A 22,312-nucleotide genomic window follows, 5' to 3' on the forward strand; every position below is an offset into this window, starting at 1 on the left:
ACGGAGACTTCTGTGGGAACAGCACGCGTCCGAAGACCCCGGAAGAAGCGTTCTTTGCTGATGAGGAGGCTGAGGCCGTGCCCACGAAAAGCGGAATATTATGCCGAAGCGAGTGATCGCAACCATCAATTAAGTAAATATAAGAAAATTACTTACTGGTGATTCTATAGAAATTGTGACATAAGCAACAATAGTTATGAAGGAGTATTTATAAAAAGTTATCTATCTTAAAAATGATATTGAGGGGGATCTTATTGAAAGAAAAAATACAGAAAAAGTTATTCCACTTATGGACTGGTGAATGTGTGGCTGCTGTTATGTTTGTTGTACTATGGGTGCTATATGTACCAATGTTTGATTGGGCGGCTGATTACTTAACCCCTCTTCCTACTATTTATGCCTTTTCCTTACTCGAGTTTATCCTGTTACAAGGTGGTCTCTATTGGTATTTAAAATGGAATCACGTAAGAAAAAATCAGAACTATAAGCTATCTACTGATAAGCTACGAATATTTAGTGTATTTAAAAGAATTAATTTGTTTTTAATAACAATAGGTCTGATTATTTTGTTAGTTGCACTTTACCGTTCTGATATATATAGGGGTTTTTATGCTTTTCTATATGGGTTTGCTGTGGTGGAATACATTAACTATTTTCATATTCGACTTTCCTACATGAGTATAGAGGAGCTTAGAGAATTAATGAAGCAAAAAGGATTCAGACAATCGATACTGGCAAAGGAATTAACGATGTACAGGAAGAAACTATAAAGTTAGTGAATTAGTCGTCAATAAAACCACCCCGCAAGTCCCAAAAATTATTGGGCACAAATCCTACTATTCTACATATACTGTGGTGAAGAGTTTTGATTACGGGGAGGAAGCCTTTTTATGAGAAGACGGAAGAAGTATGAACATAAGCCAATGCTCTATATCCAGCAGCCTAGTCTAGAGCAGCCATCTGCCTCCATGCAAGCTGATTATCGTACACCAAAAAAGAAAAAGGTAGAAAAACAAGAAAATAAGGATGTACCTAAACATTCTAAATTAAAAAGGGTATTACCGAAATCGCGACCGGTTGAGAAAAAGGAAAAGGATGTTGTATTAGGAGATGAGGAGGTTGTAGCGGAAGAGCTTGCAGAGAATCAGTTGGAAGAAGTAGAAGAAAGTTCAGATGAAAAGGAACCAAGCGGTGAAGCATTTGCAAGGAAGAAGCGGTTTGGAGATATGAGTATTGAGGAAAAGGTCAACTATTTTGTTGGTCTTCCAACGCATGTACCGAAAATGAAGTGTGAGGTTAGAACAGAAGAAGAAAGGCTAATAGGGGTCATTACTGATTATAAGGATGGGCTTGTCCATATGGCCAGTGTTAAAAGGCCGAACAATCGAGAAATAAATATAAATGAGATTAAGAGAATAAGATTATTAGGTTTTTAATAGATGAAAAAAAGGGTCTGCTATTTAGCAGACCCTTTCTAGGTGAATGGCTTACAAATCAAGTGCACTAATTGCCGGTAAGCAAGTAACGTGGCAGAAGCAGTCTAAATCAACAGTGATGCATACTCCAGTTACTTCAAGGTCCTCAACATCTTGATCTGCTGGTGATTTCGGATCACAATCATGAGGATCTCTTGCGTCTTCTTCAGAGCGAAGAAGCTCTAGTACGGCACAGTTATCTTCATCTACTGATTTAACGCGGAAGAAGAAGCTTCCAAATACATTTTCAATTTCTCCACGGCCGTCGCGACCTCTTTCAAGTGGAGCACCGTAACCTTTAAATGGTTTGCAGTCCCCTTTACAATAAAGAATTACTGGTACAGTGTCTAAAGTGTTTGCTATTGGTAGAGTGTTGTCACCTAGTAAATCTGAGATAGATTGTTCACAGCTAGTTGTACAGTCAGCACCTACTAAATCGGTTTGAGCATCTGCAATATCTCTTAGAATATCCGCTACACAGTTTCCAGAATCATAGTTACTTCCACATGCCATTGTATCTAACCCCTTTCGAATATTTAATGACTTATTTGTCACTAACTAGAGTATGTTCAGATGCACTATTTGTGTGGGCAAATACCAAGACTTGCAAAATTGAGCAAAATGTCTAGGGAGTCTACCAGAATCGGGCGTATGTCCATGTCACATAGGGGAGTGTCACATACAATATAACGATCAAGTTTTAGAACAAGGGAGTGAGTTTGCTATGTCAGATAAGAAAAGAAAAGTTATCTACGTAAAAGATCTAGTCATTAAAGCAGAAAATGTACGTATCGAACCACCACGTCCTCCACGTCCGGTTGATCCTTTCTTCGGGCCTCCAAGAAGAAGAAGAAGGGAAGAGTTGGAAGACAAAGTGGAAGAAGTGGAAGACGTAGAAGACGTAGAAGATGATAAGCATGATCACGGTCATGACTAATTGTTTCTATAAGAGTTCGGTTATTCTTAGTATATAGGAAACAAAAAAAGGTAGCTTCCCAGGGCTACCTTTTTTCATTATATGGAAGGGGGAAAGACGAATGAACATTTTTCACAGTCGGATAAGGAAGCATCTAGAGGACATAGGTAAACACGAAAGTAAATTTGAGAACTTTTTTGAACGTCCTGAGAAAAAGATGGAAAAATTAGATAAGGATAAAATGAAGTTGGATAAAAAATTCAAGGATTTAGAGAAATTTATGGGAGAAGTGGAAAATAATATAGAAGGAAAGGATTAAGATGAGGTGAAAACGGGTATATAGTAACTATAATAAACGGTTGATTATTTTACTAAATAGGGGTGTAGTTTATGGGATACATTCTTCCAGTTGAAAATTACCAATATATGGAGTATCAAAAACGAGTTACGAAAGAGCAACATGATCCTTTTCCGATTGAGAAGTTATATCCAACCTACTTTCATCTGACATACAATGAAGAAAAAAATCAAAAGCAGGAATATCAAGGGAATCCTCGTCAATTTACTAAACAAAAGACTACCCAATCTATTGATGACAAGCTTGTCGAAAAAATACAAGCAGATTTAACTGGGAAAGGGAAATTATTTAGCGAAAACATATAAAGTTGTGTTATGTTTATATAAAATCTTGACTAGGAGTTGATTAATGTTGGATTTTATAGAGCTTAACACAACTTGTTTTTATTTCAAGGGTGCTGTTAATATCGGTTACATTCACCATGAACGACAAGGAATGCTAATTGATGCAGGTATAGACAAATCAACTATGAAAAAGGTTATAAAACGACTAAAACAACAAGCATTGCCAATAACGCATTTATTTATAACACATGCACATTCTGACCATTTTGGTGGAGCGCATTACTTACAAGAACAGTATGATATACATACAATTGCTCCAGAGTTAGAAGAAGCAATTATGCGTTATCCTCAATTAGAACCGTTATATCTGTTTGGAGGAAATGTTCCTTTACCGTCGTTGCATAACAAATTTTTAGAAGGAAATCCGATCAAAATTGACCAGGTCATTTCTGAAGGGGTCTATGAAATAGGTAGCTTTGGTATGGAAACATATTATTTACCGGGGCATAGCTATCACCAGCTAGCTATTAAAGTAGATGGGATTCTTTATGCTGCGGATGTGTACTTTGGCTTGGAGCAGCTAGCGAAGCATAAGATACCGTTTTTAACGGATGCGCAATTAACATTGGAGAGTTTAGAAAGTATTAAGCTAATCAAATGTGATGGTGCAGTACCAGGGCATGGAGAGTTTGAAGAGAACTTTTGGAAAACTGTAGATGGAAATATAGCGTACCACCATCAATTACTCACTTGGGTAAAAAAATACATGGATAGCCACCATGGTGGTGTAACACATGAAATGATTGTGGCTGACATGTGTTCGGCGTATGAAGTGAACACCAGTAAACTGTCACAATGGCTTCTGTTCCGAACAACTGTAACGGGTTATCTGTTAGCGCTTGTTAAGCAAAATGTATTGGACCATGCTATTTTAGAAAACAAATGGACTTTCTTTTCAAAAAGAAGGAGAAGCTTAGAATGATTGTACATACAAAGCTTCTCCTTCTTTATATTCTGCATAAAACACATCTTTATGGCTGCTCACCTTTTGTTTTTTTAGTTCATTATCTAACCATTGCCAATCTCTATTTATCTCTTGTAAATTATCATTAATTATTTCTCCGTCATTAATTAATGCTAATGGCATGACAACTTTCTCTTCCTTCAACTTTAGATCTTGTCTGGTAGGGGACTGGTCTAATGACTTTTTCAATACAGAAATGGTCCCATCTGTTTCTAAAACGGCATAGTCTACTTCTTGAACTGAAAATGCTCCCTTAGCTCGCAGAAGGTGTAGAAGTTGATTAATATCCAACCTTGATTTGGCCATTGCTTCGCGTTGTAACTTTCCTTTGTGAATAATAATCGACGGTTTTCCTTCTAACAAGGTTCTAGTCCGTTTAAATTTTTGTGTAAGCATTTCTGTAATAAATAATAATGTTCCCCATAAAAATACCGCATAACCAATCTCAAAAACTCCTACCTTATCATCAAATAAAGCATTTCCAACTAGCTCACCAAGAATTAAGGCTGAAATAAAATCAAAAGCGGTTAACTGTCTAATTTGTGTCTTACCTAAGACTTTCGTAATCACAAATAAAATAAAAAAACCGAACAATGTTTCTACTAAAATAGGCATTGCATTTTCCATGAAAATAACCTTCCTTTTTTCATAACTCTCTCTCCATGATTGACAACACAATGCCTATTCATACAAAACAATTTGATTTATATAAAAAACGATTGCCAAGGGCTACTTGGCAACCGGGGTGATTATTTTTTGCATGGTTACGTGAGGAATACCTGCATCCATAAATTCATCTGAGATCGTTTCGTAACCAATTGATTTATAGAATGCCTCTGCGTGTGTTTGAGCATTTAGCTTAGCCTTTGCAAGTCCTCTGCGTGAAATTTCTACTTCCATTTCTTTCATCAGTTGTTTACCTAATGACTTTCCTCTAAATTCTTTTAGTACACAGACTCGTTCTAATTTCCCGTAGCCATCAACAAGGCGTAATCGGCTAGCGGCTACAGGTCGGTTGTCCTCATATCCGACAAAATGAATCGCCTCGTTTTCCAGTTCATCAATCTCTAATTCAGGAGGAACCTTTTGTTCTTCCACAAATACTGTTTTTCTCACGTAATAGGCATCTTGCTGTATTTTATCTGTATCTACAATCATAATTTTCATAGGTTAAACTTTGCTCCTTAGTTGCTAAATCTAAATGTTTCATATACAGTCCATGCGCCGTTTTCTAATTGATACATAAGTTGGAACCGATCAGCCGTTTCTTCCATATTAAATTCCTGTATCTTCAAACTTCCAAAAACATCAGAAAATTCATCATCAGACATTTTTTGCCCAATTGTAATGTGAGGGACGAAGGCAAAAGATTGTTCGCTCTCAAGCTTTCCTTGATGTAGGCGCTCGTTTAAGTTAATTAACTCAGTGACAGGCTCCACTTTTAAATAAATGGTTTTGGTGACAGGCGAAAAGGAACTTACTTTGTTCACTTCTATAGGGAATGGTTTTGTATTCTCAGCTACTCTTTTTAATTCTGCAAGAACAGCATCTAACTCCTCATTGTCCTTAATCTCAAATGATTCTTTTAAAGTAATATGAGGCGGAATTAACGCATAGTGAGGGTCGTAACGCATCCGATAAGAATTAGCTACGTCCTGTATTTCTTTGGATGGAAATATCGCAACACCATATTTCATGGTAATCCTCCTTTTTAATATAGAAATTTATCAACTACTTATTTATTGTATTATAACAAAAATTATCTAGAAATTTACTTCTGTTACTTAACTCAACATTAATCGTAAGGCGCGAGGTAAATCTGGTTGCCAATATTTCCAGGAGTGATGCCCATCAAATTCATGATAGGTGTATTCGCAATTTCTGTCGTGCAATTGATCGGCAAGTAGTCGATTTGGTGTTAAGAAATCTTGAACAACCCCTGAAGTCGTTCTTACATCTGTCTCTTCATTTCCAATTGTATGATAGATGGAAAGTGATTCCAAGTTATGAGAATCGGCAAGTAGGTTCATTACTTTTTGATCAACGTAAGGGGATTGCATAATCACTTTTCCAAAAGTATGAGGGAATTGCAAGGCCGTCATAAATGCTAATGTACCAGCCAATGAATCTCCCATAATAGTTCGTGAACTAGCCATTTGGTGGGTGGGTAGTTCACTGTCCAAAAATGGAATCACTTCTTTTAATAAGAATTGAATGTAAGCAGATTGTTTCGATCCATTGGGATGATACTTGTTTTGACGATCATTCTTGTCGTTATAGTGAATACCGACAAAGATAGTCGGTTCAATCTCGGCTTCATCGTGAAGTTGATCGCTTAAAGTCGCAATTCTGCCTAGTTGGAAGTAATCATTTCCATCTTGCATAAGACATATTTGGTATTTCATCATAGGGGTAAAAGCTTCTGGCTGATACCACTTTATTGTAATCACTTCGTTCAAGTAGCTACTATGTATTTCTGTGTCTAACATTTTTCCCTTTCTCTTCACATTTAACACCTCAACCTTCTCTTTCCATCCTATTTTATCATATTTAGAACCAGTACGTTTTGGGAGTTGTCGACACATTGTAAGGATGCCATCCTTTGTTTCTATGTTATTTTTTTCTTGTTATTTCAACATTGATCATGCATGCTTGGGTAGGAATTAGTCTAGTAGGGGGAATAGGTTTGAGGCGGTGGGCAGTTGTTACAGGTGCGTCCAGTGGATTTGGACTTTTGACAACAATTGAGTTAGCTAAACAAGGTTTTGATGTGTTGGCAACGATGCGTTCTGTAGAAAAGGCATCGATTTACAGTACATTCATAGAAAAGAGTGAATGGTTAAATCGTATTCATCCTTTTAGAGTAGATGTGACGAATCAGAACACAATAATGGAATTGAAGAAAAAGATAGAAAGTATCGGAAGATTGGATGTACTCGTCAACAATGCAGGATTTGCTATAGGTGGCTTTGCGGAGGAAATTGAAATAGCTGACTATCGTAAGCAATTTGAGACAAACGTGTTCGGTTTAATGGCAGTAACACAAGCGTTGTTACCAATTATGCGCGCGCAGCAACAGGGTAAGATTATTAATATAAGTAGTGTTAGTGGGCGAGTAGCCTTTCCTGGATTATCACCTTATGTGTCCTCCAAACATGCTCTTGAAGGATATTCTGAGAGTCTTCGTCTTGAACTGAAACCATTTGGTATTCAGGTGGCGTTAGTAGAACCAGGATCATATAGTACTAATATTTGGTCAACCGGAATGGAAGTGGCGCAAAAGAAAGATGGCGAAACTCCGTATCAGTTCTATCTGGAGTCAATAATGTCTAACCTTGAATCAGGAAAAGAAAAACATGGTGATCCACGTCAAGTTGCAAAACTGATAGTTAATCTCGCTACTAAGAAACAATGGAAGAAGTTACGTTATCCAATTGGAAGGAATTTACGATTACTTCTTTTGGTAAAGCAAGTTATACCGTGGAGCTGGTGGGAGAAAATAGTGCTAAGCACAATAGTAGGTAGAAAAAAATAGATATTATATTTAGCATATGTGTATTATAATAGTGCTAGTAGTAAAGATGAATTTGTAGAGGAGATAGACCATCCATGTCTAATTTAGATAATAGTACTGAGGAAAAGAAGTTAACGACACAAGAAATAATTAAACAGCAGCTGGAGAGAAAGAAGCAAGCACAGAAAAACAACGGGCAACAGAAGAACGCTCTTGGTTCCAGTCAGCGTATGAAAAGTCAGCAAACAAAGAAAGCTAGTAATACACGAAGAAAAATGGGTAGTTAATTAGAAAAAGGAACACCTCAAAATAATGGAGGCGTTCCTTTTTTTGTTAAAACTATTTTGACGAATATATTTAATAAGAATGGTACTTCAGAAAACTAGAATTATTTAATTCAAAGAAATGATCTAAATCAATTTGAATTAGAAGACGGTGCTAATCCTACAACATGCTGTTCTAAATAATTACAAAGGTTGCAGTTTTTGCAATCGTGTCCTTCTTTTTGTGGTTGGCATGATTGGCATATACCGTACAATTGAAGGCTGTGTGTGTGAACGGTGTACCCATAAAAATTTTCTGTGAAATCTTCAATCTCATAGAATAAAGGGTATTCAATATCCTCTACCTTCCCACATGACTTGCATATGAAATGGTAGTGATCAGATGTATTAGCATCAAATCTACTAGTTCCATTGACATGTAATTCTTTAATAATCCCTCTTTTTGAAAGGAAATGTAAGTTGTTATATACCGTGGCAAGGCTTATATTTGGAAATTGTTTTTCTAAGGAAATGTAAATTTGATCTGCACTTGGATGGTTAGAGGTGTTAGCTAAGTATTCCATGATAGATATCCGTTGTGGAGTTATTCGAATTCCTGATTCTTTCAATGTCGTTCTTGTTTCTTCTATTGCCTCCATTATAACTTTCATCTCCTTTATATAGTGTTTAACAAAAATATCTTTCATCTATTTTTCTTCTATTGAATCTTTTGGATGGTTATCTAAATTTTTTAATGTACGCCAAATGGAGAATGCAGAATAAGCTAGTAAACTGATACCTGGAAAGATCGTCAACAAGAGAATACCATTCGGAGTCTGCGCGTAATGGATAAGATATCCAAGGTATGGAATCGTAAACCCTCCGTATTTCCCAACTACGTTACTAGATAAGATTGGTTCCAGATCAGCTGTATCATTATTATCGCCTTTGGTGACAAACGCTACATGATTATTTGCGTTCTTAACTTTTTCAATTCGGTGTGTAATCAACTGATTGTCTTTATTTAAAAATGTGATTACATCGCCTTTTTGAAGTTTCTTCCTTTCCTTTTGATCCAATACTTCTATTGCGATGATAGAACCTGTTTGAATAGTAGGTTCCATGGAGCCTGATAATACGTTTTTTAATTGATATCCAAAAATACCGGCCTCTTGATTTGTTAACTTATTGGAAATAATGAGCGTGGACATAATTACTATGAATAGAATGAAAAGGACAGTAGTAAGCCGATTAACCCATGTTATAATAGTTTTCTTCAACTTTCTTTTTACCTCCCAAGCTAATATGTAATGTGTCTGTTTTTATTCCGTTTTCTCAGTCTTTTGGTTGTTTACAGTAGGGGTAATCTTTGTTTCTTCCAGTTTATTTGTGTCATCCTGATTCCACGAGCCTATGGCGATGTATCCATTTGTACGAATTAGGTCATGGAAAGAGGCATGTGTGCTAATAGGTGGACCTGTTCTCCCATCTCTCTGTTTCGCTTCAAAATCCCAGTTTATCTCTAACTTGTCTTCTTGGAAGTGATTTTCGTTTCCTATAGACCCCAAGAGAGTAAATCGAATGGTGAAGGATTCGGTATTACTACCACTAAGGATGGAGTCTAAGATTTTTTCTGGACTATTAGTTAATTCGGTCAAATTTTTCTGAAATATTACCGTGTCTTGTTTATCGTAACGGAGGAGTTCTACATAAATATGTTTGCCTAAGTCATCTCCTGTATTTGCTTTCCCGTTGTCTATTACTTTAAAGGTTGTGTGTAGTAACACTTTTTTTATATCAATACTTCCTCGGTTGGAAAGCTGTAGCGTACTTTCAACGATATCCCCAGGCATCATTTGATTTGTTTGCATAATTGTCCCCTGACTGATGTCCAGCTCTAAATACCCACTTGAAAACGAACCATCTGTGATATTGGTATCTGAAAAATAGGCATAGGAACCCTCGATAATAAGGCTCAACCCAATGAGGCTTAGCATTATACCAATCGCTAACTTTTTTTTCATCTATTGTTTATTTCCTCCCGCGAGATATATGTAAGTAAGGAGAGAGATACTCTCTCCTTTGAGTTATACAGTTCTATCTAGCTTCAAATGTCCAATCAAGTTTTAATGTGTCTCCTTGGAATTGGTTTTGGTCTTCTTCGTTGTCGACAAATTCAAATTCGACATACATGGTGTCATTAGTCCCTGCCGGTAATCCGCTTTGTTCACCTTCAAAGCCAAAGATATTTTTTTCGACTGCGTCAGGACTCATATTTTGTAAGTCATAAAGTGTTGTAGAAAAAATGATGTCATTATAATCATAGTCTTCGGACTTATCAACATTTTCTAAGAAATTTATTCGAATATGTTTTCCGAAGTCATCTGTGTTGTTATTGTTTGCATCCTCTACTTCATAGCTTGTTTTTAGCAAGACTTCTTTGATATCTATTGTTCCGTTGTTTTCAATATAGAAGGTACGGAACTGTGAATCACCTGGAACCATGTTCTCCATGTCGATAATTACTTCAGGATCTAAAGCTAAATCTAAAGTACCTGCTGCAAAAGTATTTTCTGCCTTAACCGTGTCACTGAAATAAGCAAATGTTCCTCCAGTCACTAAAACTAATCCAAGTGCTGCTGAAGATAATGCATAACCTAATTTTTTTGTCAGATTCATCAATATCCATCTCCCTTTGTTTTTTTATAAATCACTCTATTGGAAAAATTTGTTTCATATCCACTAATTTTAAATGATTGGCATTCCATGACGCTGGAAAGCTGCTGCTTCTAGCGGAGAGACTCCTTGAATTTCTGCGAAAGCAGTTACGTTATCTGAAACTTTTGGAGCATAACTTTCAGGAGGGGCAGCGTGTCCCATTAATCTGCTTCTGGCTGCGTTTCTGTGGGAGAATGGTCCCCAAATTGCAAATGTTAAACCAGGGGATTGAACGTTTACGAACAAAGTTCTACCGTCTGGAGAAAAAGTTGGACCGGCTAACTCGGAATTGTTCATTACGTTTTCTGCAAAAATATAACTGGTTCCTTCTGGAGTAATACCAATAATACGATCCGAACCTCCACCATCTTCTACAATCCATAAATCTCCCCAAGGAGTAATGGTGATATTATCTGGAGCTTCTAGATCATTGGCTGAAGTAGATTCATAGAAGAGTTCTAGTGTATTAGTTGACGGGATATAACGATAAACTCGTCCGAGGTGCTTATTTCCGGCATCAGTGTCTGAGAACCAAAAAACACCACCAACAAAATGACAACCTTCCAATCGGGAAAACTTTATACATTCTTTATTTCGTGCATCTAAGCTAGGCTTTTCAGGATCAACATCCTTCCATACGACACCAAATTTCTTGCCAGTATAATATGGACTTACTTGATTTGAACTCATTTCTTCCATGGCAGCAGCTTGTAATTTTCCACCCTTTTGCAAGGCACCAATTTTTCCGCTTGGATCATTAGGGACATAACGATAGAGATAGCTTTCAGGTCCATCGTCTTCGGTCAAATAAACTATACCGGTTGCTGGATCTACATCAACGGCTTCGTGAGAAAATGCGCCCATATCCCTTATGGGTGTTTTAGAAAGATTATTTTCTGGATCAAGTGGGTCTACTTCAAAGACGTAACCATGCCCAGTATTTCTTGTTTCCTCACAAGTTAACCATGTTCCCCAAGGCGTTCCACCACCTGCACAATTCCGGATCGTGCCAGAAGATGTGACGTATTCTTTTTGGACTTTTCGATCTGGACCAACAATTAAAGCTGTTGTTCCGCCTGTATTTTCTTTGTCATACGGATTTCTGCCGATAACTGGATTCGTTGTTTGACTTGAAAGTTCATGGTTACGAACTAGAATAGTAGAGTTATTCTTTCCCTGGAATGCAGCCATACCGTCAAACATAGCGGGGATAGGTCGACCGTCAGTTAGTTTCTTTCCTTCTTCTGAAATAATACGGTACTGGAAACCTCGTGGAAGATTCATTAAACCTCCAGGATCTTTTACCAGCGGTCCATAACCCCCAAATGAACCTCTAGCACGACTACTAGAAGCAGCAAGTACCTTATCCTTTCCTCCGAGTGTTAGAAGACCTGTAGTTCCCAAGGCCAACGCAGCCGTTGTCATTCCCCCCATTTTCAAAAAGTTACGTCTGTCCATGTTTGAGTGATTGTCCAACCTGAATTCCTCCTTTTTGGTAGTTATCTAGTATATCGTTGCTGTCGATTAATAGATTACCAGTCATTTTTTAAATTCGTTATAAAGTATTGTAAATATTTGTAATAATAAAGTAAATTATGCATAAGCTTGAAAACTATCACAAAAAACACTTGTACTAAATGAAATTATTAATCTTTTGTAAATTTGGATTAGAGATGGTGCATCGTATCTTAATTCTAGTGTGGAAAGTATTTACCTATGTTTTGTTCTTAATAAGAAACTGTAAATAATTGTAATGAAATGGTAAATTATCATCAATCGTGCATATTTTTGAAAAAATGCATGTTAAAATAGCTTTAAAAAATAGAGAGGAGGTCACGTATGTTATCAAGCATCGGAATACCTGGTTTACTATTAATTTTAGTAATTTCATTAGTTATTTTTGGACCGAAAAAACTTCCGGAGATTGGTAAAGCAACCGGACAAACGTTAAAAGAGTTCAAACAAGCAGCAACAGAAATGACTAGAGATGTGGAAAAAGAAGCAGAAACGTTATCGGAAACTGTGAACAATAAAATAACTTGAGGGTAGAGATTATTTGGACTCAAACTAAACCTTTCTGGCGATACCAGTTGTAGTCTCGTAACTCTGTTAGGGAGGTTAGTGCTTGTAACGTTTAGTCGTTATGGAAGATGTAAGGATCCCTTGCATCTTCCTTTATTTTGAATAAAGGAGGACTTTGATTGGCTTTTCCAATAAAGTGGGATAAAGGGGTAAATAATAAATTGAATTTAGTAGGGCATTTAACGGAATTAAGAAATAGAATTGTCGTGACGATTATTCTATTTCTATTTTTCTTTATCGTTGGGTTTGTTTATGTAGAAGAGATTTATACTTTCTTTATAAATGACATAAATATTGATCTAATGGTTATTAGCCCGACGGAAATAATATGGATATATTTTCGAATGGCTGGGGTGGTAGCAATTGCAGGGACATTACCGGTATTGGCCTATCAAATTTGGGCGTTTATCAAACCAGGACTAACCCATTATGAGAGAAAAGTATCTTTATCCTACATACCTTTTATCTTTTTCTTATTTATAGGCGGCTTAGTGTTTGGGTATGAAATATTTGTTCATTTGATTTTTCCGTTCGTTCTCTCGCTATCAGTTGGAATGTTCGAAGCTATGATAACGGTTGATAGTTACTTTAAATTTTTATTTCGAATCACAATACCATTTGCATTGATATTTGAATTACCTATAGCAGCAATGTTCTTGACCACACTTGGCGTAATTACTCCAGCGTACTTGAAGAAAGTGAGGAAGATAGCCTATTTTGCTCTAATAGTGATTAGCACAATGTTGACACCACCCGATTTCTTACTTCCAATACTAATTTCTTTACCTTTAATAGCATTGTATGAAATTAGTATTCATCTATCCAAAATAGTAAACCGGAAAAAGCAGGAAAAGGATAAAGGGGTTATGAAACAAGAAGATGTGTCCTAGTTAAGTAGGCTACAGCAGTTTCTACTTTAAACTACTATTGCTAGTCTTAGACGTAATATCTATGAATCGAATCGATATAAAAAGGGACTAATTTTGGCGAATCAATTGTAATAATAGGATGCGCGTGGGAAAAATAGCATTAAACGTGGTGAATCGTTGCCAAAACTTCGTGTCACATAGACTTCTCTATTTGAACTCTATAATGAGATAAAAAAATACCTCCATTCGGTGAGTCTCAATGAATGGAGGTGTTTTTTTGTGATACATCATGTTGGAAGTGTCTCAGGAATAAGTTATTAAAGTACAGTTACAAATTAGGGTAGTAACTCTCCTAAGAAGCTTCCTCAAGTCTTGGTTGCTCTATCTAGCTATTTCGGATAGAATTTAAGCAAAAGAAAACTTGGAAACTAATAATCTCTATGTCTGGTTGATGTACGTATGTTGCTACACCTTTTTGAAAGGGGTTACAATTATGAAAAAGTTACTTTTCGTATATTTATTGTTAATCAGTTTATTTGTAGTATATGTGTACAATCATCAAACGGAAAATGCTGTGACACGTGAATGGTCTGAAAGTGATCTTAAAGGAAGTATGGAAGAAACATATGTAATGGTCACATTTCAAGTGGGGATAGACTATTGGAAGCGTGCATTAAAAGGTTTTGAAGATGCAGCTGAAGCGTTGAATGTATCGGTTGAATATCGGGGGGCCACGCAATATGATGTCAACGAAGAGATAACCGTGTTGGAACAAGTCATTGCACGGAATCCAGCAGGTATTGCAGTATCTACGATGGATCCGGAAAAATTGAATCCTGTAATAGATAAAGCAGTTGATGCAGGAATTCCTGTTGTTTTATTCGATGCAAACGCTCCAGATAGTAAAGCCTATTCTTTTTTGGGAACAGATAACTATAAAGCGGGAGTAGAAGCGGCACATAAAATGGCAGAGTTATTGAACGAAAAAGGACGTGTGGGTGTCATTACTCAACCGAACCAATTGAATCACCAGGAACGGACTAGGGGTTTCAAGGATACAATCTTTATGGAATACCCCGACATGGAGGTCGTTACGGTTAAGGATGGGAGAGGTGATCCTGTATTATCCAGGCGGGCTGCAGAGGAGATGATGGCTGAGCACTCAAATTTAGAAGGGATTTTTGCTACAGAAGCAAATGGAGGTGTAGGAGTCGGCCAAGCTGTCGTTGCGAACGATTTTCAAGAATCCATTAAAATTATAAGCTTTGATACGGATAAAGGTACGCTCGATATGATCGAGGACGGTACAATTTCTGCCACTATTGCGCAAGGAACCTGGGAGATGGGGTACTGGTCGCTCCAATTTTTGTTCCACCTTAACCATGATATCGTGGAGCAAGTTGACAAGCGATCCCCATTACCAAAATCGGTCGATACTGGCGTAACTATCGTAACAAAAGAAAATGTAGATTCTTATTACCCACAATAACCTCTGAGAGAATGGATTGATTGAAATGAGGAATTGGATACAAATCAATAATTTACCGATTCGTTTTAAATTAATCTCTCACTTTTTAATCATCAGTATTATTCCGATCATATGTCTTGGACTATTAATTAATTGGACTGTTGAACGTGTAGTAGAGCAGCAAGTCAATGACAATACTCTTCAACTGATTAGCAAAGTCAACGAAACGTTTGAGTTTTATATAAATAATATGCAAAGTATCACGTATTATATCGCGTCTAACGAAAAGGTTCAAAACTTTTTCTCTACTGAAGTACAAAATAGGACCATACATAATCAATACGACATACAACGCTACCTTCGTAATTTCACTACGTTATCCCCAGAGGTGGCCGGTGTTTTAGTCGTAAATAGTGATGGTAAATATGTAAGTAATGAGCTTTACGTACCACCTTCCAAAGATTTAAGAGAGGAATCATGGTATCAAGAGGCAGTAAATAACAAAGGAATATTTAAAATAATTGGTCAACCTAAAAACAGGAGTATCTCTTCTTTAGTTAATTATAAAAATGATGAGGTTGTTTCGGTAGTTCGTGCTGTTATTGACCCATTTACACAAAAAGTACAAGGTGTCATTTTAATAGATTTAAAGCTTCGGGTTATCGCAGAGACATTAGTAGATATTCGGTTAGGGAAAACAGGATATCTGATGCTTGTGGATGATCAACAAAGAACGATTTATCAACCGGATGAACCGCTAGTAGAAAAAATACCGGAAGAATGGATTAAAGGGAAGACATCGGGATCGTTTTCGAAAAAAGTAAATTCTCAAAAGCTTCAATTCATCTATCAAAAATCGCCGTTTTCTGATTGGACAACTATTGGTGTATTTCCAACAGAAGAAACAATTTACGAGATAAGAGAAATTCGATTTTATCTAGTAATCTTTGTCGTAATTCTTATGTTTTTTGGCCTTCCTGTTTCGTATTTTCTATCTAATTCAATATCGAAGCCGATTTCACAGCTAATGTTATTCATGCGTAAGGCAGAAGAAGGGAAACTAGATGTTCGGTACAAGGAGAAGCGGCATGATGAGATTGGGATGCTAGGTAGAAGTTTTAATAAGATGCTAAGTCAAATTAATGAGCTACTTCGTCTGACTGAACGACATGAACGACAAAAGCGGGAGGCTGAGTTTCGCAGTTTGCAAGCAAATATCAATCCACATTTCCTCTATAATACATTGGATACTATTCAGTGGATGGCTAGAAAGAAGAAGGCAAATGATGTAGCAGAGGTAGTCGAGTCGTTGGCCAAATTATTCCGGATAGGGCTTAGTAAAGGAAGAGATGCTATTACACTTAATATGGAAATAGAGCATATTGAAAGCTATTTGTTAATACAGAAAACCAGGTATCGTGATAAATTAAACTATCAAATAGACATTGATGAGGGTGCTCGCTCTCTATATGTTCTGAAATTTATTTTGCAACCTATAGTGGAAAATGCAATTTATCACGGTATTAAACAACGTCGAGGTGCTGGACATATCACGGTAATGGCAAGAGAAAAAGAAACGAAACTTTCGATTATGATCTGTGATGACGGTGTAGGTATGACGGATGAGCAGCTTCAAGAAATGCGAAAGGCGTTAAGTGAAGCGGTTGAGCGAACGGAGAATCCGAGCGAAAATAGGGATAAAAAGGGATATGGTATGTTAAATGTGCAAGCTAGAATTTTGCTAGCCTTTGGAAAAAGTTACGGTATAAATATAGATAGTTACGAAGGGGAAGGCACACAAGTCGAAATAATCTTGCCTATTCTTGAAGGTGACATAGGTTGGTAAAAAGGGGATGAAGCTTATGGATAAATGGAAGGTACTGATTGCTGATGATGAATTTATTATTCGTGATGGTATTCGTTCATCTGTAGACTGGGATAAGTTTGATATGGAAGTAGTTGGAGAAGCGGAAGATGGTGAGGAAGCTATCGAGCTAGCACTGGAGCATAAGGTTGATATTTTACTAATTGATTTGAATATGCCGATTGTTAATGGAATCAATGCCATGAAGGAAATTACAAACCATTTACCTAATTGCCAAATGGTTATAATAACTGGATACGACGATTTTAGATATGCACAAGAAGCTATTCGGCTACGAGTAAAGGATTATTTATTGAAGCCAGTCAATCCAGGAAAACTCCAAGACTTAGTTCTAGAGTTAAAGGGGAAATTAGAGAGTGAGAGAAATCAGGAATCCTATTTAAAGCAAGCGGCTAACCAGATACAGAAGAACCATGCACAATTAAAAGAGCGGTTTTTTCAGGATTGGATAAAAGGAAAATTAGCTAGCACAGAAATCGTGGAGCAGTTGACCTTTCTGAATCTACCTACTACTTTGCCAATACAATATTTGGTTGTCAGGTGGCCAGAATACCATCAAAATCAAACACATATGCAAGAAAGTGATCGGCAAGTTTTCTTTTTTGCAATTGAGAATATTGTAGAAGAAATTCTAGGTTCAAATAACACTGCAGTATTTCGTGATGACTCACATCTACTCAATGTATGTGCTTGGGAACGTGTGACTAGTGAGCAATTAATAAAATTAACAGAGGCTGTACAGAATTATTTAAACATTAACGTTTTTTGTCATGTAGAAGAGATAGGCAATGGAGAACTATCCGAGCTTCGTAAAGCCTATAAGTTAAGTAAATTACAAGTTGATAAGCAATCTAAACTATCACCAGTTGTAAAAAAGGTTCAGAGTTATATACAGGACCACTACAACGATTCATCGCTTACACTTGGAAAGGTTGCTGATGAGTTTCATGTCTCAATGGAATATTTAAGTAGGATACTAAAACAGGAATTAGGCATTTCCTATGTAGGACTATTAACACAAATGCGCATCAATAAAGCGATTGATCTATTAAAAACTACAGATATGACCATTAGAGAAATTGCCGAAGAAGTCGGTTATGATTCACAACATTATTTTAGTACGGCGTTTAAAAAAACGATGGGTATTTCCCCAAAGCAGTTTAAAAAATGAATATAGAGAGAAGGTGCGCTTGGGATTACAAACGGAATTCCAAGCGTTTTTTGTTATGGAATAAATTTGAAAATGAAACTAGGATAAGTGCACGATAAATATTCCTGTATAAATATATTCTCGGCGTAAATCCTTGCGTTACTTAATAATTCGGTTCCGTATAAGGAATATTTATAAAAATTTATTATTTCAATCATATTAAATTTTTATAAAAACAGTTTAATTTTATGTAAAGCCTTACATTGGTAAAGTTGGTATCTTATATGTAAGAAAGAAATGAAAGAAACCAAACAAATGAAAGGGGTTACAAGGATGAGGAGATTTTGGTTTGTTGCACTATTTATGAGTATTTTATTAGTTTTATCTGCTTGTGGAGATGATAATGCTTCTGGAGGATCTGGGGAATCGAAGGATACATTGATAGGGGTTGCCATGCCAACGAAGTCATCTCAAAGATGGGTTGATGATGGGGATAACATGGTGAAGCAATTAGAAGAACTTGGGTACAAAACAGATTTGCAATATGCAGAAGATGATGTGGATAAACAGATTGAACAAATTGAGAACATGATTGTTAAAGGTGCAGATGCTTTAGTTGTTGCCTCTATTGATGGTACTGCATTAACTAATGTTTTAGAAAAAGCAGCAGATCAAGATATTAAGGTAATCGCTTATGATCGTTTAATTATGGAAACGCCAAATGTCAGTTATTATGCGACGTTTGATAATTTTCAAGTAGGTGTTTTACAAGCTACTTATATTGAAGAAGCACTTAACCTGAAGGAAGCAGAGGGTCCATTCAACATTGAATTATTTGGAGGTTCTCCAGATGATAATAACGCTTATTTCTTCTGGGATGGTGCAATGTCTATTCTGAAGCCATATATTGATAGCGGAAAATTAGTTGTTCAAAGTAACCAAACAGATTTCGAGCAAGCTGCAACGATGCGTTGGGATGGCAATAATGCGAAATCACGTATGGAAAATATTTTAAGCAAAGCCTATTCTGGTGGCGAAACGGTAGATGCTGTATTGTCTCCATATGATGGCATTAGCCGAGGAGTTATTCAGGCGTTAAAAGGTGTAGGATATGGGTCGGGTGATTTACCACTTCCAGTCATCACGGGTCAAGATGCTGAGGTGGCTTCTGTAAAATCTATTATTGCTGAGGAACAAACGCAAACTGTCTTTAAAGATACACGTGACCTTGCAGCTGTAACAGTAGATATGGTGGAAGCGGTATTAGCTGGAGAAGAAGCTGAAGTAAATGATACGGAAACATATGACAATGGTGAAAAAGTAGTGCCTTCTTATCTAGTAGAGCCAGTATCAGTAGATATTAATAACTACAAAGAAAAATTAATTGATAGCGGCTATTACACGGAGGATGATTTAAAATAAATAACTTGATTTAGTGGTGACTCGTTCGCCACTAAATCATTTCTATTCTATTTTTGATGAAGGTGGTGAGGGTATGTCAACTTATATTTTAGAGATGCGTAACATAACAAAAACATTCCCTGGTGTTAAAGCGTTAGATGATGTCAATTTAAAGGTGCGAAATGGGGAAATTCATGCACTAGTCGGGGAAAATGGTGCTGGTAAATCTACGCTAATGAAAGTTTTAAGTGGCGTATATCCAAGTGGAACTTATGATGGTGCTATTTTATTTGAAGGGAAAGAGTGCCATTTTAAAGACATTAAACAAAGTGAAAATGAAGGAATCGTAATCATCCACCAGGAGCTTGCGTTAAGTCCATTTCTTTCTATAGCAGAAAATATATTTCTTGGTAATGAAAGGCAATCGAAGCGGGTTATCAAATGGCAAGAAACTTTTATGGAAGCAAAGAAGCTATTGGAGCAAGTAGGGCTAAAAGATTCACCTGATACACCAGTTATGGATATTGGCGTAGGTAAACAACAGCTTGTTGAAATCGCGAAAGCATTATCTAAAAATGTAAAGCTATTAATTTTGGATGAACCTACTGCTGCATTAAACGAAACAGATAGTGCAAATTTATTAAAGCTACTTTTAGAATTGAAAAAACAAGGCATTACTTCTATTTTGATTTCTCATAAATTAAATGAAGTATCTAGTGTGTCTGATTCTATTACTATATTAAGAGATGGACAGACAATTGAAACTATTGAGACGAAGGGTGAACAGGTTTCGGAAGATCGGATTATAAAGGGAATGGTAGGACGTGAGTTAACTAGTCGCTATCCTGATCGTGTACCTAAAATTGGTGAAAAAGTATTCGAAGTGAAAAATTGGAATGTTTATCATCCCATTCAACGTGATCGCAAAGTAATTGATAATGTGAATATTCATATTCGTCGTGGTGAAATCGTTGGGATCGCCGGGCTAATGGGTGCTGGGAGAACAGAGCTTGCGATGAGTATTTTTGGTAAGACATACGGTAAGAAAATAACAGGGGAATTAGTTAAGAATGGCAAAGAAATTCAGGCTAATACGGTAAGTGACGCAATTGCACATGGAATTGCGTATGTTTCAGAAGATAGAAAAACTTATGGCTTGAATCTGATAGAGGATATAAAACGTAATATCACAATGTCCAATTTAAAGCGTATTTCCAAAAATTCTATTATCAATGAAAATAAAGAGATTCAAGAAGCACAATTTTTGAGAGAAAAATTAAACATTAAAACGCCATCTTTAGCACAATTAGCAGGAAACTTAAGTGGTGGAAATCAACAAAAAATCGTGTTGAGTAAATGGATTTTCACTGAACCAAATATATTAATTTTGGATGAACCTACTCGTGGTATAGATGTTGGGGCGAAGTTCGAAATATATACGCAAATCAATGAGCTCGCAGCTGAAGGGTTAGGTGTTTTAGTTATTTCATCTGAGCTACCTGAGGTGCTAGGATTATCCGACCGTATTTATGTAATGAATGAAGGGCGTATAACTGGGGAGCTTGATCGTGCAAAAGCAGATCAAGAAAAGGTGATGCGTTATATGACAGGATCTGGAGGTGCTAGTCGTGAAAACGCTAATTAATTTATTTCGTAACAATATACGTGAATATGGAATGATCATTGCACTTGTATTTATTACTGGATTGTTTTGGATTTTAACAGATGGGATTACATTTAATTCTCTAAATCTAACAAACTTAATTCTACAAAATGGTTTCATTTTAGTGTTAGCTGTTGGAATGGTATTAGTTATTATTACAGGAAACATTGACTTGTCTGTTGGATCAGTAGTAGCATTTGTTGGTGCTATCGTAGGTGTATTGATGATAAATAATAATGTACCGGTTTGGTTAGCTATTATATTATCCATTCTTGTTGGTGCTCTCATTGGGGTATGGCAAGGGTTCTGGATAGCATATGTAGGAATACCGTCGTTCATCGTAACCTTGGGTGGGATGTTAATCTTTAGAGGTTTAACGTTATATTTGCTTGATGGGAAATCACTTGCGCCATTTCCAGACTCTTTTGGTAAATTAAGTAGTGGCTTCTTACCAGATATAGGATCTGGAGAGTTTCATATATTAACGATCATCTTGTCGGTGATACTATCGCTTGTCCTCGTATATATGGAATTTAGCAAACGTAAAACACAGATCCACTATCACTTTGAAGTATTTCCTTTGTGGATAACAGTAACAAAGCTAGCGATACTTGTTGGTGTTATCAACTGGTTTGCCTATAAATTAGCTTCTTATAAAGGCTTACCGATTGTGTTAATCATCGTATTTGCACTTATTGTCATTTACACCTTTATTATGAACAACACTGTAATGGGCCGTCATATCTATGCAACAGGTGGTAACCAAAAAGCAGCGGATTTATCTGGAATCAAGACAAAGCGGGTTACGTTCTGGGTGTTCGTAAACAATGGTGTCATTGCGGCATTAGCTGGTCTGATGTTTGCTGCTCGTTTGAATTCTGCAACACCTGCTGCAGGTAACATGTTAGAGTTAGATGCGATAGCAGCCGTATTTATCGGTGGTGCATCTATGTCTGGTGGTGTTGGAACTGTAATTGGTGCAATCGTTGGTGGTCTAGTAATGGGTGTGATGAATAATGGTATGTCACTTATTGGGATCGGTATCGATTGGCAACAAGCTATAAAAGGGATGGTACTGTTACTAGCAGTTGGATTCGATGTTTATAATAAGAATAGATCTGGAAAATAAAAAAGAAAACCATCACGGAGATTAGTCTACTATGATGGTTTTTTTTATATGGATGATTTTCTCTAATTGTAAGTTCCTTCAAAATCTCTTTCTTTAGCAAAGCGAAGTCTAAG

At 36.6% G+C, this 22,312-nt stretch carries 26 protein-coding genes; 16 read left to right on the forward strand and 10 right to left on the reverse strand.

Annotated features, from left to right (window positions below; genetic code table 11):
• Nucleotides 1-254: 254 nt before the first annotated feature.
• Both H7K77_RS01830 and H7K77_RS01835 read left to right on the forward strand, forming a co-directional pair.
• The gene (locus H7K77_RS01830) at nt 255-770 is read left to right on the forward strand and encodes a hypothetical protein (RefSeq protein ID WP_186576017.1); all 516 of its coding nucleotides are present in this window, start codon (nt 255-257) and stop codon (nt 768-770) included.
• 120 nt (nt 771-890) lie between these two features.
• Nucleotides 891-1,436 (forward strand): CotO family spore coat protein, encoded by a 546-nt coding sequence (locus tag H7K77_RS01835; protein WP_186576018.1) that lies wholly within the window; start codon nt 891-893, stop codon nt 1,434-1,436.
• Between the two features lie 51 nt (nt 1,437-1,487).
• Here the strand turns inward: H7K77_RS01835 and H7K77_RS01840 are convergent, their stop codons facing one another.
• Nucleotides 1,488-1,988: a CotY/CotZ family spore coat protein gene (locus H7K77_RS01840; RefSeq protein WP_186576019.1), complete on the reverse strand. Its 501-nt coding sequence runs from the start codon at nt 1,986-1,988 to the stop codon at nt 1,488-1,490.
• 211 nt (nt 1,989-2,199) lie between these two features.
• On the opposite strand from H7K77_RS01840, the gene H7K77_RS01845 reads away from it, so the two are divergent.
• The 4 genes from H7K77_RS01845 to H7K77_RS01860 all read left to right on the forward strand — a co-directional run bounded on the left by H7K77_RS01845 (nt 2,200) and on the right by H7K77_RS01860 (nt 4,015).
• Nucleotides 2,200-2,412 (forward strand): hypothetical protein, encoded by a 213-nt coding sequence (locus tag H7K77_RS01845; protein ID WP_186576020.1) that lies wholly within the window; start codon nt 2,200-2,202, stop codon nt 2,410-2,412.
• Between the two features lie 100 nt (nt 2,413-2,512).
• Nucleotides 2,513-2,710: a hypothetical protein gene (locus H7K77_RS01850; RefSeq protein WP_186576021.1), complete on the forward strand. Its 198-nt coding sequence runs from the start codon at nt 2,513-2,515 to the stop codon at nt 2,708-2,710.
• A 71-nt stretch (nt 2,711-2,781) separates the two neighbouring features.
• The gene (locus H7K77_RS01855) at nt 2,782-3,054 is read left to right on the forward strand and encodes a hypothetical protein (protein ID WP_186576022.1); all 273 of its coding nucleotides are present in this window, start codon (nt 2,782-2,784) and stop codon (nt 3,052-3,054) included.
• Between the two features lie 43 nt (nt 3,055-3,097).
• Nucleotides 3,098-4,015: an MBL fold metallo-hydrolase gene (locus tag H7K77_RS01860; protein ID WP_235988800.1), complete on the forward strand. Its 918-nt coding sequence runs from the start codon at nt 3,098-3,100 to the stop codon at nt 4,013-4,015.
• Here the strand turns inward: H7K77_RS01860 and H7K77_RS01865 are convergent.
• From H7K77_RS01865 to H7K77_RS01880, 4 genes are all read right to left on the reverse strand, one after another.
• On the reverse strand, nt 4,007-4,684 hold the full coding sequence (locus H7K77_RS01865; protein WP_235988801.1) for a DUF421 domain-containing protein: 678 nt from the start codon (nt 4,682-4,684) through the stop codon (nt 4,007-4,009). The genes H7K77_RS01860 and H7K77_RS01865 overlap by 9 nt on opposite strands.
• 102 nt (nt 4,685-4,786) lie before the next feature.
• Complete coding sequence (locus tag H7K77_RS01870) at nt 4,787-5,224, reverse strand: GNAT family N-acetyltransferase (protein WP_186576023.1); 438 nt, start codon at nt 5,222-5,224, stop codon at nt 4,787-4,789.
• Nucleotides 5,225-5,241: 17 nt separating this feature from the next.
• On the reverse strand, nt 5,242-5,754 hold the full coding sequence (locus tag H7K77_RS01875) for a YjcG family protein (RefSeq protein WP_186576024.1): 513 nt from the start codon (nt 5,752-5,754) through the stop codon (nt 5,242-5,244).
• Nucleotides 5,755-5,841: 87 nt separating this feature from the next.
• Nucleotides 5,842-6,642: an alpha/beta hydrolase gene (locus tag H7K77_RS01880; RefSeq protein WP_328700998.1), complete on the reverse strand. Its 801-nt coding sequence runs from the start codon at nt 6,640-6,642 to the stop codon at nt 5,842-5,844.
• Nucleotides 6,643-6,743: 101 nt separating this feature from the next.
• On the opposite strand from H7K77_RS01880, the gene H7K77_RS01885 reads away from it, so the two are divergent.
• Complete coding sequence (locus tag H7K77_RS01885; protein ID WP_235988802.1) at nt 6,744-7,592, forward strand: SDR family oxidoreductase; 849 nt, start codon at nt 6,744-6,746, stop codon at nt 7,590-7,592.
• 74 nt (nt 7,593-7,666) lie between these two features.
• Nucleotides 7,667-7,858 (forward strand): hypothetical protein, encoded by a 192-nt coding sequence (locus H7K77_RS01890; RefSeq protein WP_186576025.1) that lies wholly within the window; start codon nt 7,667-7,669, stop codon nt 7,856-7,858.
• Nucleotides 7,859-7,986: 128 nt separating this feature from the next.
• Here H7K77_RS01890 and H7K77_RS01895 read toward each other — a convergent pair whose 3' ends face one another.
• From H7K77_RS01895 to H7K77_RS01915, 5 genes are all read right to left on the reverse strand, one after another.
• A complete protein-coding gene (locus H7K77_RS01895; RefSeq protein WP_235988803.1) occupies nt 7,987-8,541 on the reverse strand; it encodes a Fur family transcriptional regulator in 555 nt (184 codons plus the stop codon).
• Complete coding sequence (gene sipW, locus H7K77_RS01900) at nt 8,542-9,114, reverse strand: signal peptidase I SipW (protein WP_186576026.1); 573 nt, start codon at nt 9,112-9,114, stop codon at nt 8,542-8,544. It abuts the gene before it with no gap.
• 42 nt (nt 9,115-9,156) lie between these two features.
• Nucleotides 9,157-9,858, reverse strand: a complete 702-nt coding sequence (locus H7K77_RS01905; protein WP_186576027.1) for a TasA family protein — start codon at nt 9,856-9,858, stop codon at nt 9,157-9,159.
• A gap of 73 nt (nt 9,859-9,931) precedes the next feature.
• Complete coding sequence (locus H7K77_RS01910) at nt 9,932-10,513, reverse strand: TasA family protein (protein WP_186576028.1); 582 nt, start codon at nt 10,511-10,513, stop codon at nt 9,932-9,934.
• A gap of 69 nt (nt 10,514-10,582) precedes the next feature.
• On the reverse strand, nt 10,583-12,028 hold the full coding sequence (locus H7K77_RS01915) for an alkaline phosphatase PhoX (protein ID WP_235988804.1): 1,446 nt from the start codon (nt 12,026-12,028) through the stop codon (nt 10,583-10,585).
• A gap of 363 nt (nt 12,029-12,391) precedes the next feature.
• Between H7K77_RS01915 and tatA the strand changes: the two genes are divergently transcribed.
• The 8 genes from tatA to mmsB all read left to right on the forward strand — a co-directional run bounded on the left by tatA (nt 12,392) and on the right by mmsB (nt 22,199).
• On the forward strand, nt 12,392-12,595 hold the full coding sequence (tatA, locus tag H7K77_RS01920; protein ID WP_186576029.1) for a twin-arginine translocase TatA/TatE family subunit: 204 nt from the start codon (nt 12,392-12,394) through the stop codon (nt 12,593-12,595).
• Between the two features lie 158 nt (nt 12,596-12,753).
• The gene (gene tatC / locus H7K77_RS01925) at nt 12,754-13,524 is read left to right on the forward strand and encodes a twin-arginine translocase subunit TatC (protein WP_222599163.1); all 771 of its coding nucleotides are present in this window, start codon (nt 12,754-12,756) and stop codon (nt 13,522-13,524) included.
• A gap of 472 nt (nt 13,525-13,996) precedes the next feature.
• On the forward strand, nt 13,997-14,992 hold the full coding sequence (locus tag H7K77_RS01930) for a substrate-binding domain-containing protein (RefSeq protein ID WP_186576030.1): 996 nt from the start codon (nt 13,997-13,999) through the stop codon (nt 14,990-14,992).
• 25 nt (nt 14,993-15,017) lie between these two features.
• Nucleotides 15,018-16,817 (forward strand): cache domain-containing sensor histidine kinase, encoded by a 1,800-nt coding sequence (locus H7K77_RS01935; RefSeq protein WP_186576031.1) that lies wholly within the window; start codon nt 15,018-15,020, stop codon nt 16,815-16,817.
• A 16-nt stretch (nt 16,818-16,833) separates the two neighbouring features.
• Complete coding sequence (locus H7K77_RS01940; protein WP_186576032.1) at nt 16,834-18,027, forward strand: response regulator transcription factor; 1,194 nt, start codon at nt 16,834-16,836, stop codon at nt 18,025-18,027.
• A gap of 312 nt (nt 18,028-18,339) precedes the next feature.
• The gene (gene chvE / locus H7K77_RS01945; RefSeq protein WP_186576033.1) at nt 18,340-19,428 is read left to right on the forward strand and encodes a multiple monosaccharide ABC transporter substrate-binding protein; all 1,089 of its coding nucleotides are present in this window, start codon (nt 18,340-18,342) and stop codon (nt 19,426-19,428) included.
• 73 nt (nt 19,429-19,501) lie between these two features.
• Nucleotides 19,502-21,052, forward strand: coding sequence for a multiple monosaccharide ABC transporter ATP-binding protein (gene mmsA / locus H7K77_RS01950; RefSeq protein WP_186576034.1), 1,551 nt, complete (start codon nt 19,502-19,504; stop codon nt 21,050-21,052).
• Nucleotides 21,036-22,199 carry a multiple monosaccharide ABC transporter permease gene (gene mmsB / locus H7K77_RS01955; RefSeq protein ID WP_186576035.1) on the forward strand — a complete coding sequence of 388 codons (1,164 nt, stop codon included), beginning with the start codon at nt 21,036-21,038 and terminating at the stop codon, nt 22,197-22,199. Before mmsA ends, mmsB begins: the two co-directional genes overlap by 17 nt.
• Nucleotides 22,200-22,312: the final 113 nt, after the last annotated feature.

The organism is Aquibacillus kalidii (genome assembly GCF_014280935.1).
In the GTDB taxonomy this organism is placed as follows: domain Bacteria; phylum Bacillota; class Bacilli; order Bacillales; family Amphibacillaceae; genus Aquibacillus_D; species Aquibacillus_D kalidii.